Annotated in this window: 14 protein-coding genes; 3 read left to right on the forward strand and 11 right to left on the reverse strand. The window is 58.7% G+C overall.

Features of this window, described 5'->3' with window-relative positions:
- Positions 1 to 200 precede the first annotated feature (200 nt).
- Positions 201 to 1,826 (reverse strand): methyl-accepting chemotaxis protein, encoded by a 1,626-nt coding sequence (locus ACZRN6_RS26435; protein WP_464009214.1) that lies wholly within the window; start codon positions 1,824 to 1,826, stop codon positions 201 to 203.
- A gap of 148 nt (positions 1,827 to 1,974) precedes the next feature.
- Positions 1,975 to 2,979 carry an amidohydrolase family protein gene (locus tag ACZRN6_RS26440; RefSeq protein ID WP_464009215.1) on the reverse strand — a complete coding sequence of 335 codons (1,005 nt, stop codon included), beginning with the start codon at positions 2,977 to 2,979 and terminating at the stop codon, positions 1,975 to 1,977.
- 140 nt (positions 2,980 to 3,119) lie between these two features.
- Here ACZRN6_RS26440 and ACZRN6_RS26445 point away from each other — a divergent pair, with 140 nt between their 5' ends.
- A complete protein-coding gene (locus ACZRN6_RS26445; RefSeq protein WP_177087538.1) occupies positions 3,120 to 3,536 on the forward strand; it encodes an OsmC family protein in 417 nt (138 codons plus the stop codon).
- A gap of 64 nt (positions 3,537 to 3,600) precedes the next feature.
- A complete protein-coding gene (locus tag ACZRN6_RS26450; RefSeq protein ID WP_464009216.1) occupies positions 3,601 to 4,464 on the forward strand; it encodes a pirin family protein in 864 nt (287 codons plus the stop codon).
- A 122-nt stretch (positions 4,465 to 4,586) separates the two neighbouring features.
- Here ACZRN6_RS26450 and ACZRN6_RS26455 read toward each other — a convergent pair whose 3' ends face one another.
- From ACZRN6_RS26455 to ACZRN6_RS26470, 4 genes are all read right to left on the reverse strand, one after another.
- Positions 4,587 to 5,315, reverse strand: a complete 729-nt coding sequence (locus ACZRN6_RS26455; RefSeq protein ID WP_464009217.1) for a dienelactone hydrolase family protein — start codon at positions 5,313 to 5,315, stop codon at positions 4,587 to 4,589.
- A 66-nt stretch (positions 5,316 to 5,381) separates the two neighbouring features.
- Positions 5,382 to 7,286: a molecular chaperone HtpG gene (gene htpG / locus ACZRN6_RS26460; RefSeq protein ID WP_464009218.1), complete on the reverse strand. Its 1,905-nt coding sequence runs from the start codon at positions 7,284 to 7,286 to the stop codon at positions 5,382 to 5,384.
- A gap of 89 nt (positions 7,287 to 7,375) precedes the next feature.
- Positions 7,376 to 7,828 (reverse strand): PaaI family thioesterase, encoded by a 453-nt coding sequence (locus tag ACZRN6_RS26465; RefSeq protein ID WP_322146467.1) that lies wholly within the window; start codon positions 7,826 to 7,828, stop codon positions 7,376 to 7,378.
- Positions 7,825 to 8,301 carry a PaaI family thioesterase gene (locus ACZRN6_RS26470; protein ID WP_322146469.1) on the reverse strand — a complete coding sequence of 159 codons (477 nt, stop codon included), beginning with the start codon at positions 8,299 to 8,301 and terminating at the stop codon, positions 7,825 to 7,827. The genes ACZRN6_RS26465 and ACZRN6_RS26470 overlap by 4 nt, the downstream gene beginning before the upstream one ends.
- A gap of 158 nt (positions 8,302 to 8,459) precedes the next feature.
- Between ACZRN6_RS26470 and ACZRN6_RS26475 the strand changes: the two genes are divergently transcribed.
- Positions 8,460 to 8,702 (forward strand): hypothetical protein, encoded by a 243-nt coding sequence (locus ACZRN6_RS26475; protein ID WP_010166269.1) that lies wholly within the window; start codon positions 8,460 to 8,462, stop codon positions 8,700 to 8,702.
- A gap of 151 nt (positions 8,703 to 8,853) precedes the next feature.
- On the opposite strand, the gene brnQ is transcribed toward ACZRN6_RS26475, so the two are convergent.
- The 5 genes from brnQ to odhB all read right to left on the reverse strand — a co-directional run bounded on the left by brnQ (position 8,854) and on the right by odhB (position 15,622).
- Positions 8,854 to 10,167 (reverse strand): branched-chain amino acid transport system II carrier protein, encoded by a 1,314-nt coding sequence (brnQ, locus tag ACZRN6_RS26480; RefSeq protein WP_464009219.1) that lies wholly within the window; start codon positions 10,165 to 10,167, stop codon positions 8,854 to 8,856.
- Positions 10,168 to 10,601: 434 nt separating this feature from the next.
- Entirely contained in the window at positions 10,602 to 11,483 is an 882-nt protein-coding gene (sucD, locus tag ACZRN6_RS26485) for a succinate--CoA ligase subunit alpha (protein WP_076015228.1), read from the reverse strand.
- Entirely contained in the window at positions 11,483 to 12,649 is a 1,167-nt protein-coding gene (gene sucC / locus ACZRN6_RS26490) for an ADP-forming succinate--CoA ligase subunit beta (protein ID WP_322146474.1), read from the reverse strand. The genes sucD and sucC overlap by 1 nt, the downstream gene beginning before the upstream one ends.
- A gap of 214 nt (positions 12,650 to 12,863) precedes the next feature.
- The gene (gene lpdA, locus ACZRN6_RS26495) at positions 12,864 to 14,300 is read right to left on the reverse strand and encodes a dihydrolipoyl dehydrogenase (protein WP_322146476.1); all 1,437 of its coding nucleotides are present in this window, start codon (positions 14,298 to 14,300) and stop codon (positions 12,864 to 12,866) included.
- 95 nt (positions 14,301 to 14,395) lie between these two features.
- Entirely contained in the window at positions 14,396 to 15,622 is a 1,227-nt protein-coding gene (odhB, locus tag ACZRN6_RS26500) for a 2-oxoglutarate dehydrogenase complex dihydrolipoyllysine-residue succinyltransferase (RefSeq protein ID WP_322146478.1), read from the reverse strand.
- Between the last annotated feature and the right edge of the window lie 2 nt (positions 15,623 to 15,624).

The raw sequence follows: 15,624 nt of genomic DNA on the forward strand, positions 1-15,624 counted from the left end.
GCCAGGGACGGGCCGTCGCGGCGGCCCGCGGAGCAATGCCGGAGTGAGGGCACACCGAGCCTAAGCGAGGTGCCGACAGGCGGGGCAGAGCGTTTTGGTGGACTTTTGCGCTTTTCAAAAGTGACCCGCTGTAAGAGCGGAACCATAAGCGGCCGTTACCTAAATAACGGATATACACCCCACTCCCCAAAAACACAGGCCTAAACCGAAAACCTAGCCACCATGGTGTTCAGATCCACAGCCAACCGCGACAACTCCTGACTCGCCGCACTGGTCTGATTCGCCCCCGCCGACGTCTGCTGCGCCAGATCGCGGATATTCATCAAATTGCGATCCACCTCCCGCGCCACCGCCGCCTGCTCCTCCGAGGCACTGGCAATCACCAGGTTGCGCTCATTGATCAGGGTAAACGCCGAAGCAATCGCCTCCAGCGCCGTCCCCGCCGACTTGGCGATATCCAACGTCGAACGCGCCCGAGTAGTGCTCTGCTGCATAGAGTGCACCGCCTGATCAGTCCCCTGCTGAATCCCACTAATCATCTGCTCGATTTCCTGGGTCGACTGCTGCGTACGATGCGCCAAGGCCCGCACTTCGTCCGCCACCACCGCAAACCCGCGCCCGGCATCCCCGGCCCGCGCCGCTTCGATCGCGGCATTCAACGCCAGCAAATTGGTCTGCTCGGCGATCGAGCGAATCACATCCAACACCTTGCTGATGCCATACACCTTCTGCGCCAAGTCCTCCACCTGCGTCGCATTGGCCGTCACATCATCCGCCAGGGACTCAATCGACAACACTGTCTGATGCACCTGCTCACGACCCTGCTGGGCGATACGATCAGACTCCACGGACGCCTGCGAAGTGGCCACCGCATTGCTCGCCACCTCCTCCACCGCCGCCGTCATCTGATTCACCGCAGTGGCCGCCTGCTCGATTTCCTGGCTCTGCTGATGCAACCCACGGGTCGCATCTTCCGTCACGCAACTGAGCTCTTCGGAAGCCGACGCCAACTGGCTCGACGAATCGGAAATACGCCGAATGGTTTCCCGCAGGCTCTCCTGCATGCTCTTCAGCGCCTGCTGCAAACGCGCCGGCTCATCCTTGCCGCTGACGACAATCACGCCAGTCAGATCGCCACTGGCCACGCCCTGGGCGACTTTCAACGATTGGGACAGCGGCAGCACGATACTGCGGGTCAGCAGTAACGCCAGGCCAATGGTGATCAGCGCCGTCAGCACAACCATGCCTACCACCCAAGTGCGCGATTGCGTGAACACGCTTTGCGCCAGACTCGCCGCCTGATTGGCACTGACCTTGTTCAACGTGACCAGCTCTCGCAGGGTGCCGGCCAACTCGTCGGCAAGTTGGTTCATCTCGCCGTTGACCACCTTGATCGCATCTTCCAGCTGATTGGCCCGGGAGAACGCTAGCACCTGCTCCTGGCGTTGCAGGTAGCGCTCTTCTTCGGCTTTGAAACGATCGAACAGCACCCGCTCTTCAGGCAGCACAATCAAGCCCTCATAGAGGGACTGAGCCTTGTGCAGGCCGCTTTTCAATTCGCTGATTTTCGTTTCGTTCTGCGTGATCGCCTGCGGGTCGCGGTTCAACAGCAGCCGCAATGTCAGGGCCCGTACCCGCAGCAAGTCCTGATTCATCTCGCCGACCGCCATCACGCTGGGCAGCCAGTTGTTTTCCACCTGGTCCGACTGCTGGCGCATATTGCCCATCTGCAACAAGGCAAACCCGCCCAGGGCAAACACCATCAGCGCCAGCAAACCAAACCCCAGGCCGGCGCGAGGGGCGATATTCAGACTTCTGATATTCATGCTCGGAATCCTTCCATAAGCGCTGCATCCACCTGCAGCGGGCTCTTGAAAGGTATCGGCGAAGGACGGGGTTTGCGTAAGACGAAAATGCGATATCAAAACGCCTTATCATCGCCCCGTCTGCGCTGTAGCGATTCAGCGAAGCCCTTCACCTGGCTTTGGGCAAAATCGCCAGGAAATTGTCCCGTGCGACCTTTTTCGCCACGTCGTCAGGCAACGCATCGAGGAATGGATCAAAGCTACGCATTTCCTCACCGAGCTTGTTGAAGCGTCCTACCACATCTGAGCCAAGCATGAAGCGGTCCGGGAAGCGCTCTACCAGCTTTACCCACTCAGCACGGGGCTTTCCCGCCTCATCCAGCAAGTAAGGCGTGAGCACGCTCCAGGACAGGTCGACGTACAGGTTCGGGTAAGCCTCCAGCATGCGTGCCAGGGTCGGCAGCAAAAAATCCATTTGCGTCTGGTGCCTGTGAATTTCCATGCTGCTGCCCGCATGGGCCCAGATAAACCGGGTATGCGGATGATTGCGCAGCGGCTCTTCCATTTCGGCCAGGTACAACGGGTTTTTCTCACGCTTGGAGGTGATATTGGAATGCACCATCACCGGCAGATCATTCTCAGCCGCCAGGTGATAGATGCGAGTCATCGCCTCGTTATTGGCCCTTGGGGTATCGCCGGAGGTCAGCGCGGTCAGGTCGTCGTGACGGGTGAACACTTCACCGATGCCCTGCCATAGCCCGGGGTTGAGGTCGAGCATGCGCTGGATATGGGATGCGGCGTTTTTATCGTTGGGGTTGAAACCGCTGAGGAACGGGTGAAACCGCTGGCGTTGCTCGGGGGTCAGTTTATTCACCGCATCGGCGACGAACACATCGGTGCCGCTGTACCAATAGGCGTCGGCGTCATCCCCGGCGTAATAGCGCGGGCGCTTGGGCTCGTCTTCGTGCCATTTCTTGGCCACCGGAATGCCGGAAATCATCACATGCTCGATGCGATTATCGGCCATGGCCTTGAGCAACTTGTCCATGCCCGCCGACTCCTGGAAGAAGTCGACGTAATGCAGATGCGCATCGCTGTAGGCATAGTCGCGGGCCTGCACCGCAAGGCTTGCGGCGGCCAGCAACAGGGCAATACTCAGGCGGGTCCGGTGCACGGGAAAGTCTCAAGCAAGGGCGAATGAAGGTAGACCTCAGGGCCCGCCTGCCGGTTCAGCGGTAAACAACGGGGAACACCAAGGTGCCAGCATGCTCTATAACTGCATGACCTTCTTCCTGCCACCCTGTGAGGTTTGCCATGCCTGTTACCGTGAACACGTTGAACGCCGAAAACTTTCGCCACAGCGTCAACATCAATAACCACGAGCTGTTTACCGACCTGCCCAAGAGCCTGGGCGGCGACGACTCCGCGCCCTCCCCCCATGATTACTTCGATGCCGCGCTGGCGTCGTGCAAGGCCCTGACCGTCAAGCTCTATGCACAGAAAAAAGACATTCCGCTGACCGGCGTGACCGTGGAGGTCACCCATGACAGCACCGAAGAGCAAAAGGGCAAGTACACGCTCAACGTCAAACTCACCCTCAAGGGCGTACTCACCGATGAGCAACGCGATGAGCTGCACCGCGTGGCGGATCGCTGCCCGGTGCACAAGCTGATGACCACGGCCGAAGTCACCATCGAGACCAAGCTCTCCGAAGGCGCCTTCAGCCAGTAGCGGCAACCTGCTATCGAGCGGGTTATGCTCAGTGGCATCTAACCCGCTCAGACTGGGACGTACCATGACCACAACGACCGTGATCCGCCCGCGTGCCGAAGACGTCGAAGGGCAACCGATCCTGCGCCCGCTGCCTTCCCGGCAATGCCGTAGCGTCGGGCCTTTCGTGTTTTTCGACCATATGCTGCAAACCCGGTATGCCCCGGGCACCGGCATGAATATTCGCCAGCACCCGCATATCGGTCTCTCCACCCTGACCTACCTGTTTGAAGGCGAACTCCTGCACAAGGACAGCCTTGGATCCGACCAAGTGGTCAAGGCCGGGGATGTCAGCTGGATGACGGCCGGCAGCGCCATTGCCCACGTTGAACGCAGCCCCGAAGCACTCAAGGCCAGTGGTTTCAGCTTGCATGGGTTGCAAGTGTGGCTGGCCTCTCCCATAGAGCATGAGCAAGGGCCAGGGCATTACAGCCATCACCCCGCCGCCAGCCTGCCGGTCAGTGACACCCTCGGCGTGCAGATTCGTGTGATTGCCGGCAGCGGCTTTTGCCTGGTATCGCCCGTGCCGGTGTTATCGCCCACGCTGTATGCCGAAGTGCGGATGCAGACGGCCACCACGCTGCTGATCCCGAATGAGCATGAGGAACGGGCGGTGTATGTGCTGGAGGGTGAGGCGCAGTTGGACGGCGAGGCGCTGGAGCGGCACAGCCTGGTGGTATTGCCGGCAGGCGAAAGCATGGCGCTGTTTGCCGAGACCGATTGCCACTTGGTGGTGTTTGGTGGCGCGGCGCTGGATGGGCCACGGCGGATTAACTGGAACTTTGTCGCGAGTGATCCGGCGTTGATCGAGCAGGCTCGGCAGCGTTGGGCGGCCGGGGATTGGCCGGTGGTGCCGGGGGAAAGTGAGCGGATTGAGTTGCCACGGTAAGGCTTGAGAGATTTATCTCTGATTAGATAGCAATCGCCGGCAAGCCAGTTCCTACAGTAGGAATGCGTTCCAACTGTAGGAGCTGGCTTGCCGGCGATGGGGTCGGTCGGTTAACCGAGCTATCAGCCCTTGAACACTTCATCCAGCAAGTTATGCATCGACTGGAAGGCCCGTGCAGCGGTCTTCGCGTCATACATCATCTTGCCTGGCACATTCGCGTGCGGGTCGGTAAACGAGTGCACCGCACCGCCGTAGCTCAACAACTGCCAATCCACACCGGCTGCATTCATTTCGTCTTCAAACGCCGGCAGTTGCTCTTTCGGCACCAGCGGGTCGGAGGCGCCATGCAAGACCAGCACTGAACCCTGGATGTTTTTCGCATCGGCCGGGTTCGGTGTGTCGAGGCTGCCGTGGAACGAAACGGCGGCTTTCAACGGCGCACCGGTACGCGCCAGCTCCAGGGAGCAGCAACCACCGAAGCAGAAACCGAAGGTTGCCAGCTTCGAGGTATCCACCGCCGCTTCAGTCTGGGTTTTGAGGTGATCAAGCGCGACCTGCATGCGCTTGTTCAGCAGCACCCGGTCATTCTTCAACGGCATCATCGCCGCGCCCGCTTCGTCACCATTGGAGGGGCGAACAGTCTGCCCGTACAGGTCGGCAAGCAGCACCACGTAGCCCTTGCTGGCCACGCTTTTGGCGATCTCTTCAGCGCCGGCACTGACACCCATCCAGTTCGGCGCCATCAACAACCCTGGCAGCGGGCCCTTATGACTGGCATCAAATGCCAGGCGGCTTTCATAAGACTGGCCATCAATCTGATAGACCACGGAACGCACGGTGATTTGGCTCATCATTTACTCCAGGTGAACGGCTCTAGAACGAAAAAACCCGCCGAAGCGGGTTTTTCTACAACGGTGTTAAACCGACAGTTCAACCAACAGCTTGTTCAGTCGGCGCACATAAGCGGCCGGGTCTTTCAGGCTGTCGCCGGCAGCCAGGGCTGCCTGGTCGAAGAGGATGTGCGACAGGTCGCCAAACCGCTCTTCGCTCTGCTCGCCGTCGAGCTTCTCGATCAGCGGGTGAGCCGGGTTGAACTCGAAGATCGGCTTGGAATCCGGAACCTTCTGACCGCTGGCTTCCAGAATCTGACGCATCTGCATGCCCAGGTCCTGCTCGCCGATGGCCAGAATCGCCGGGGAGTCGGTCAGGCGGTGGGAAACCCGCACTTCGCTGACGGCATCGCCCAGGGCTGTCTTGATTCGCTCAACCAGGCCCTCTTTGGACTTGGCCACTTCTTCAGCGGCTTTCTTGTCTTCTTCGGAATCCAGGTTGCCCAGGTCCAGGTCGCCACGGGCCACGTCAACAAAGCTCTTGCCGTCGAAGTCGCTGAGGTAGCTCATCAGCCACTCGTCGATCCGGTCGGTCAGCAGCAGCACTTCGATGCCTTTCTTGCGGAAGACTTCCAGGTGCGGGCTGTTCTTGACTTGGGCGTGGGTTTCGCCGGTCAGGTAGTAGATCTTGTCCTGGCCTTCCTTGGCGCGAGCCAGGTAGTCGGCCAGGGACACGTTCTGCTCGCCGTCGTCACCCAGGGTGGATGCAAAACGCAGCAGGCCGGCGATTTTTTCCTTGTTGGCGAAATCTTCTGCCGGGCCTTCTTTCATGACCTGGCCGAAGTTTTTCCAGAAGCCCTTGTATTGCTCAGGCTCGTTCTTCGCCAGTTTTTCCAGCATGTCAAGCACACGCTTGGTCAGCGCCGACTTCATGGAGTCGATGATCGGGTCTTTTTGCAGGATTTCCCGCGACACGTTCAGCGACAGGTCGTTGGAGTCGACCACGCCCTTGATAAAGCGCAGGTACAACGGCAGGAACGATTCCGCCTGGTCCATCACGAACACGCGCTGCACGTACAGCTTCAGGCCTTTCGGCGCTTCACGCTGGTACAGGTCGAACGGAGCACGGGCCGGTACGTAGAGCAAGGAGCTGTATTCCAGCTTGCCTTCGACCTTGTTGTGGCTCCAGCTCAACGGGTTTTCGTAGTCGTGCGCGATGTGCTTGTAGAACTCCTGGTATTCCTCGTCTTTGACTTCGGTACGAGGACGGGTCCACAGGGCGCTGGCACGGTTGACCACTTCCCATTCCTGGGCTGGCGCTTCTTCGCCTTCGGCGGCCGCTTGTTCTTTCGGCAACTCGATCGGCAACGCGATGTGGTCGGAGTACTTCTTGATAATGTTGCGCAGACGCCAGCCATCAGCGAACTCGTCTTCACTCGACTTCAAGTGCAGGACGATGCGCGTACCACGATCAGCCTTGTCGACAGTGGCGATTTCAAACTCGCCCTCGCCTTTGGAAGACCAGTGCACACCTTCGCTGGCGGCAAGGCCGGCGCGGCGGCTGAACACTTCAACCTGGTCGGCAACGATGAAAGCTGAGTAAAAGCCGACGCCGAACTGGCCGATCAGGTGCGAATCTTTCTTCTGGTCGCCCGACAGGTTTTTCATGAAGTCAGCGGTGCCGGATTTGGCGATGGTCCCCAGATGGGTGATCGCATCGTCACGGCTCATGCCGATACCGTTGTCTTCGAGGGTGACGGTTTTCGCGTCTTTGTCGAAGCTCACACGGATTTTCAGTTCCGCGCCGCCTTCCAGCAACTCAGGCTTGGACAGGGCTTCGAAACGTAATTTGTCGACAGCGTCAGAGGCGTTCGAGATCAATTCGCGAAGGAAAATTTCCTTGTTGGAATACAGCGAATGGATCATGAGGTGCAGCAGTTGCTTCACCTCGGTCTGGAAGCCCAGGGTTTCCTTTTGAGTTTCCACACTCATGGTCATCAAACTCCAATTGGATGGCAGTGGCCGCGCCCTTGAGGGTTGGCGGCGGGTTGTCATCAAAGTTGGGGGCTAAGACCAGGATTTCAAGGGCGGGCAGGTTCCTCAATCTTGAAATGTGCACGGGCGGTGGCAATCGGTTCGGCCTGGGTACTTTGCCACGCGGTAATCGCCACATTGGCCACCCGTCGGCCCTGTCGCCACACCTGGCATTTGGCGTAGGTGTCGCGAAACTGGCCTGCACGCAGGTAATCCAGGGAGAAGTCGATGATTTTCGGCACGCCCGGAGAACCCGTGAATACGAGCAAATGCAACGCTGCAGAGAGCTCCATAAAGCCTGCAATCACTCCGCCGTGGATCGCCGGCAATATCGGGTTACCAATGTTGTCCTTGTTGGCCGGCATGCGGAACAGCAATTCATCCCCCAGCCGCGTGCACTCGATGCCGATCAGCTTGGCGTAGGGAATCAGGTTGAGCAGCGCCTCATAGTTGCCGCGCTCATGGGCTTGCTGCAGGCGGGTCTTGAACTGATGCGTCATGCCTGTTCTCCCTTGATCGTATTGCCCAGGCCCTGGCTGCCCTTGAGGCGCTTGCCCATGCGCATGAATGTGCCCACCACATGGGCAATCGGCTGCTGCGGGTCATCCTGGTAGGCGAAACCGCGGGTGAAGATCACGTCGGTGGTCACCCGGTAGCACTGGGCGAAACCGAACACCGGCTTGTGGGGTTCGGCCGGGTGCATGTAGTCGACCCGCAGGTCCAGGGTCGGGCAGACCTCGAACTCCGGCAGTACACACAGGGTGGCCATGCCGCAAGCGGTGTCCATCAACGACGTGAGTGCACCGCCGTGGATCACCCCGGTCTGCGGGTCACCGACGATATGCGGACCATAAGGCAGCACCAGGGTCATGCCCTCTTCACTGGCAGCGTGCACTTCAATACCCAGTACCTGACAGTGACGCAGGGCTGAAACGAAGCGCGTGGCACGCGCTAATAGCGGATTTTCGGTCATTCGTTAAAGACTCTTATTAGTGTGAGCCCGGCAGAGTAGACAGCCGGGGTGAAAGTTCCCTGTGAGAAACGCCTTATATATCTGTGAGATTTAAGGAACTAAGCGTTGGGCATAGGCTCGAAAGGCCAGTAGATATCTTCAATAAGGAGAAACACCCCATGCGTAAGACTTTAGCTATTTCCTTGATGTTGGCCGCTGCCCTCGGCCTCGCTGCCTGCGATAAAAAATCCGAGGACAAAGCTCAGGACGCCAACCAACATGCTGAACAAGCTCAAGAAAAAATGAGCGAAGCTCAGGATAAAGTGAACGACGCTGCAAAAGAAAACGCTGAAGCTGCCAAAGCCCAGCAGGAATCGAACAACGCAGCCGCGAAAGAAGCAGCACCTGCAACCGGTTCTTGAGTCTGACGACTTGAACACCGTGGCTTGAATAAGCCTTGCAGCAAAAGAAAGCCCGCTATCTAAGCGGGCTTTACTTTGTCCGGTGGTTTTAACCAGGCCGTGCAGCTCGAAAGTTCGAACCAAACATCAGCACAAGTTGATGGCTACACCTTCAGGCAATCGCCTCACTGCGCTTGCCCAGTACGCGGTCAACCACTACCGCGACTACCAGCGTCATCACCGAAGGCACCAGCCATGCCAAGCCCTGCTCGCTCAACGGCAAGTGAGCCAGTTGCGATGGCATCCAGTCCGCCAGGCCGGCGCCCTTCAGCGCGTCGATGCAGCCGAAGATGAACGACACCAGCATCACCGGGCCAACGATGCGGCCTTGCTCCTGCCAGAAATCCTTACAGAAGCTCAGGGCCACCAGCACGATGCACGGCGGGTAGATCGCCGTCAGTACCGGGATCGAGAACGCGATCAGCTTGGTCAGGCCCAGGTTGGACACAAACAGCGAGAACACCGCCAGGATCACCACCAGCGTCTTATAGGACAGCGGCAGCACACGGCTGAAGTACTCGGCGCAGGCGCAGGTCAGGCCTACGGCGGTCACCAGGCATGCCAGGGAAATCAGCACGGCGAGGAAGCCGCTGCCCAGGGAGCCGAAGGTGTGCTGGACGTATGCGTGCAACACGGCGGCGCCGTTGGCCGCACCGGCGGCCACTTCATGGCTGCCCGAACCCAGACGGAACAGGCTGATGTACACCAGCGCCAGGCCCACGCCGGCAATCAGCCCGGCAATGATCGCGTAGCGGGTGATCAGCTTGGGCGACTCGACGCCACGGGAGCGAATCGCGTTGACGATCACAATGCCAAACACCAGGGCGCCAAGGGTATCCATGGTCAGGTAACCATTGATAAAGCCCTGGGAGAACGGTGCAGCCACGTACTCAGGGGTGGCGACGCCCACATCCCCGGCCGGCAAGGCAAAGGCGGCAATGCCCAATATGGCCAGGGCGATGATCTTCAACGGCGCCAGGAAGCGACCGACGGTATCCAGCAGGCGGCCCGGGTACAGGGAGATGAAGAACACCAGCAGGAAGTACACCGAGCTGTAGAGGAACAGCGCCAGCGGGCTTTCGCCAGTCAGCGGCGCCAGGCCCACTTCAAAGGACACGGTCGCGGTACGCGGGGTGGCGAACAACGGGCCGACTGCCAGGTAAGCAGCCGCTGCCAGCAAGCCACCGGCGATCTTGCCGATCGGGCTGCTCAACGCGTCCATGCCGCCACCGACCTTGGCCAGGGCGATGACAGTGACCACCGGCAAACCGACCGCGGTGATCAGGAAGCCCAGCGCCGCCATCCAGACATGAGGCCCGGACTGCAAACCGACGATAGGCGGGAAGATGATGTTGCCGGCGCCCACGAACAGGGCAAACGTCATAAAGCCCAGCGCCAGGATGTCCTGGCTTTTCAACACTTTCATTTGAGGAAATACCACACTACTGAATCGGAATTTAGAGAGGGCTTCCCTATGGATGAGGGAAATACTGCCGGTCCTGATGGAGACCGACGGGTCTAGCGCGGAGCTTCCTTTTGGGATGCGCACGCATAAAGAGGCGGCTAGCCTAACGAACTTGCCGGCAAAACGCACTGTTGCGGGGCGAACTGTCCGATAAGCGACATTTTTATGTCGCGTTTTTATATCTAAATTTTGAAATGCGATCGAATGCAGGAGCTGGCTTGCCTGCGATAGCATCACCTCAGTGCGTCCGAAACACCGAGTAGCCTGCATCGCAGGCAAGCCAGCTCCCACAGTTGGTCGGCGTCACTCCATCCAACCGATGAGTAATCCCCAGAATGCACAAAGGCCACCCGAAGGTGGCCTTTGTGTGGTGAAGCGTCAGTTAAGCGCGAGGCTTACTTGACAGCCCAACCAGTCAGCTCGGCCAAAGCCTTGCCGATGTCTGCCAGCGAACGCACGGTTTTAACGCCTGCGTCTTCCAGGGCAGCAAACTTCTCGTCTGCAGTACCCTTGCCACCAGAGATGATTGCGCCAGCATGGCCCATGCGCTTGCCAGCAGGGGCAGTCACACCAGCGATGTAGGAAACAACCGGCTTGGTCACGTGCGCCTTGATGTAGGCAGCCGCTTCTTCTTCAGCCGAACCGCCGATCTCGCCGATCATCACGATCGCCTCGGTCTTCGGGTCTTCCTGGAACAGTTTCAGGATGTCGATGAAGTTCGAACCCGGGATCGGGTCACCACCGATGCCGACGCAAGTCGACTGACCGAAACCGGCGTCAGTAGTCTGCTTGACAGCTTCGTAGGTCAGGGTGCCGGAACGGGAAACGATACCGACCTTGCCTGGCAAGTGAATGTGACCTGGCATGATGCCGATCTTGCATTCGCCTGGAGTGATCACGCCTGGGCAGTTAGGGCCGATCAGGACTACGCCGAGCTCGTCGCACTTAACTTTAGCGTCCAGCATGTCCAGGGTAGGAATGCCTTCGGTGATGCAAACGATCAGCTTGATGCCGCCGAATGCCGCTTCCAGGATGGAGTCCTTGCAGAAAGGAGCAGGAACGTAGATCACGCTGGCGGTAGCGCCAGTGGTAGCTACAGCTTCTTTCACAGTGTTGAACACTGGCAGGCCCAGGTGCTCGGTGCCGCCTTTACCAGGCGTAACGCCACCGACCATCTTGGTGCCGTATTCGATGGCTTGCTGGGTGTGGAAACTACCTTGCGAACCGGTAATACCCTGGCAGATAACCTTGGTGTCTTTATTGATCAGGACGCTCATTATTTGCCCTCCGCAGCTTTGACAACTTGTTGAGCAGCGTCGGTCAGGCTGGTAGCAGCGATGATGTTCAAACCGCTTTCTGCCAGTACTTTAGCGCCCAGTTCAGCGTTGTTACCTTCAAGGCGAACAACAACCGGGATTTTAACGCCGACTTCTTTCACTGCACCGATGATGCCTTCGGCAATCATGTCGCAACGAACGATGCCGCCGAAGATGTTGACCAATACTGCAGCGACGTTGGAGTCGGACAGGATGATCTTGAACGCTTCGGTAACGCGTTCTTTGGTGGCACCGCCGCCTACGTCGAGGAAGTTGGCTGGTTTGCCGCCATGCAGGTTGACGATGTCCATGGTACCCATGGCCAGGCCAGCACCGTTGACCATGCAACCGATGTTACCTTCCAGGGCTACGTAGTTCAGTTCGAACTTGGCAGCGTGCGCTTCGCGCGGATCGTCTTGCGACGGATCGTGGAAAGTCTTCAGCTTAGGCTGACGGTACATGGCGTTGGCGTCGATGTTGATCTTGGCGTCGAGGCAATGCAGATCGCCGTCAGCCTTGATCACCAGCGGGTTCACTTCCAGCAGGGCCAGATCGTGATCCTGGAACAGTTTGGCCAGACCTACGAAGATCTTGGCGAACTGGGCAACTTGCTTGCCTTCCAGACCCAACTGGAATGCCAGCTCGCGACCCTGGAATGGCTGCGCGCCAACCAGTGGATCGATAGTGGCTTTCAGAATTTTTTCTGGGGTTTCTTCAGCGATCTTCTCAATGTCCACGCCACCTTCGGTGGAGGCCATGAACACGATGCGACGGCTCGAACGGTCAACGACAGCGCCCAGGTACAGCTCTTTATCGATATCAGTGCACGATTCAACCAGGATCTTGGTGACTGGCTGGCCATTGGCATCAGTCTGGTAAGTCACCAGACGCTTGCCCAGCCACTGCTGAGCGAAGGCTTTGGCGTCTTCTTTGCTGCGAACCAGCTTAACGCCGCCCGCTTTACCGCGACCACCAGCGTGGACCTGGGCTTTGACAACCCACTCGGTGCCGCCGATTTTGTCGCAAGCTTCTGCTGCTGCTTCCGGGGTGTCTACTGCGTAACCCTTGGATACTGGCAGGCCGTACTCAGCGAACAGCTGCTTACCCTGATACTCGTGAAGATTCATGCTTATTACCGTCTTCGTTAGGTACTGCGCATTCGGCGCTGCGCTCTTTATTGAGTGCCGCGCCACCTGTGACTGCTGCTTGCACAGTCAAACCACCAAAGGCCTGAACCCTGGGTGGTGAAACTGCGCAAGACTGCGTCCAGCGGATATTCCGCGGTGAGTCTTGCGCACAAGGCTCACGACGGGCAACCGCCGTGGTTTCTTATTATCTCGCTTAACGCTTCTTCTTGTTGGCGATGTGAATGGCGCCGCCATTCACTGCCAACGCGGCTTCGTGCAGCGCTTCAGACAGGGTCGGATGGGAGAAAACCATCATGCCGATGTCTTCGGCGCTGGTGCCGAATTCCATACCGATTGCGCCTTGCTGAACCAGTTCTGCAGCGCTCGGGCCAATCACATGCACGCCCAATACGCGGTCAGTTTTGGCATCAGCGATGACTTTGACAAAACCACCGGTGTCGTTGGCTGCCATGGCACGGCCAGAAGCGGCAAACGGGAAGGTGCCGACGTTAACTTCAACGCCTTCAGCTTTCAACTGCTGTTCGTTCTTGCCGACCCATGCAATTTCCGGGTGGGTATAGATAACAGACGGGATCAGGTCGTAGTTCATCTGGGTCTTGTGACCCTTGATGCGCTCGACAACCATGATGCCTTCTTCAGAAGCCTTGTGCGCCAGCATCATGCCGCGAACCACGTCGCCAATGGCGTAGACGCCCGGCACGGTGGTAGCGCAGTGATCGTCAACGTGGATGAAACCACGCTCGTCGATGTTCACGCCGCTGTCGGAAGCCAGCAGATCAGCGGTCACTGGACGGCGACCAACGGCAACGATCAGCTTGTCGAAAGTGATGGTCTGCTCGCCTTCCTTGTCGGTGTAGGTCACGACGACTTCGTCGCCGTTAACCTTGGAACCGGTAACACGAGCGCCCAGCTTGATGTCCAGACCTTGTTTGGTCAGGGTTTTCAACGCTTCCTTGGACACAGCGGTGTCGGCAGCCAGCAGGAACGTGTCCAGGGCTTCCAGCACGGTCACTTCGGAACCCAGGCGGGACCAGACCGAACCCAGCTCCAGGCCGATCACGCCAGCGCCGATTACACCCAGACGTTTTGGAACCGATTGGAATTCCAGCGCGCCGGTCGAATCAACGATCACGTTCTGGTCAACGGGAGCCGGTGGAATGTCGATTGGACGCGAACCTGGCGCCAGGATCACGTTCTCGGCTTCGATGACTTCTACCGAACCGTCAGGCTTGGTGATTTCAATTTTCTTGCCGGCCAGCAGTTTGCCGTGGCCTTGCAGGGAAGTAACGCCGTTGGCCTTGAACAGGGTAGCAACGCCGGAAGTCAGGCCTTTAACGATGTTGGCCTTGCGGCCGACCATTGCTGGCACGTCCATGGTCACGCCAGCGTGGTTGATGCCGTGGATGGCAAAACCGCTTTGCGCTTCGTGGAATTTCCAGGAGCTGTCCAGCAGCGCCTTGGAAGGAATGCAACCCACGTTCAGGCAAGTACCGCCCAACGCCAGTTTGCCTTCCTTGTCGGTGTATTTTTCGATGCAAGCAGTCGAGAGGCCCAGTTGTGCGGCCTTGATAGCGGCAACATAGCCGCCAGGGCCAGCACCAATCACTACAACGTCAAATTTCTGCGACATGAAAAAAAATCCTCTTTAGCTAAAAGCTTCAAGCCGTGAGCCGCACTTCGGCCTGCCTTGCGGCAGACCGGGTGGTGCGGCTCACCGCCGCTTTATCAGATATCCAGCAGCAGACGAGCCGGGTCTTCCAGCAGGTTCTTGATGGTCACCAGGAAAGTCACGGCTTCTTTACCATCGATCAGGCGGTGATCGTACGACAGCGCCAGGTACATCATCGGGCGGATAACCACTTGGCCGTTGATCGCCATAGGACGCTGCAGAATGTTGTGCATGCCCAGGATCGCAGCTTGTGGCGGGTTGACGATCGGGGTCGACATCATCGAACCGAAAGTACCACCGTTAGTGATGGTGAAGGTACCACCGGTCATCTCGTCGATGGTCAGTTTGCCGTCACGGGCTTTCTTGCCGAAGTTGGCGATGCCGCCTTCGATTTCAGCCAGGCTCATCAGTTCGGCGTTACGCAGAACCGGTACCACCAGGCCACGGTCGCTGGACACGGCAACGCCGACGTCAGCGTAGCCGTGGTAAACGATGTCGCTGCCGTCGATGGAAGCGTTGACTGCCGGGAAGCGTTTCAGCGCTTCGGTGGCCGCTTTCACGAAGAACGACATGAAGCCCAGGCGCACGCCGTTGTGGGACTTCTCGAACAGGTCCTTGTACTTCGAACGCAGCGCCATGACTTCAGTCATGTCGACTTCGTTGAACGTGGTCAGCATCGCCATGTTCGACTGCGCTTCAACCAGGCGCTTGGCCACGGTGGCACGAACGCGGGTCATCGGTACGCGCTTCTCGGTGCGGTCGCCAGCGGCGAACACAGGAGCAGCGGCAGCCGGGGCAGCAGCCTTGGCAGGTGCGGCAGCCGGGGCGTTTTTCTTGGCTTCAACGGCGGCAACCACGTCTTCCTTGGTCACACGGCCGTCTTTGCCGGTGCCTTTGATGGAAGCCAGGTTGATGCCGTTTTCTTCAGCCAGCTGACGCGCAGCCGGTGCAGCGATTGGGTCTTCGCCGCCAGCAGCCGGCGCAGCAGCTGGAGCTGCGGCAGCAGCAGCCGGTGCAGCAGCCGCAGGAGCAGCGGCAGCAGCGCTGCCCTCTTCGATCGAGCCCAGTACCTGGTTCGACAGGACGGTAGCGCCTTCTTCGGCAACGATTGCGCCCAGCACGCCGTCAGCTTCAGCCAACACTTCGAGCACGACCTTGTCGGTTTCGATGTCGACGATCAGGTCGTCACGCTTGACGGCCTCGCCTGGTTTCTTGTGCCAGGTGGCAACGGTGCCATCGGCAACCGATTCCGGGAATGACGGGGCTTTGATTTCGATAGCCATTA

This window comes from Pseudomonas sp. A125 (assembly GCF_055409485.1).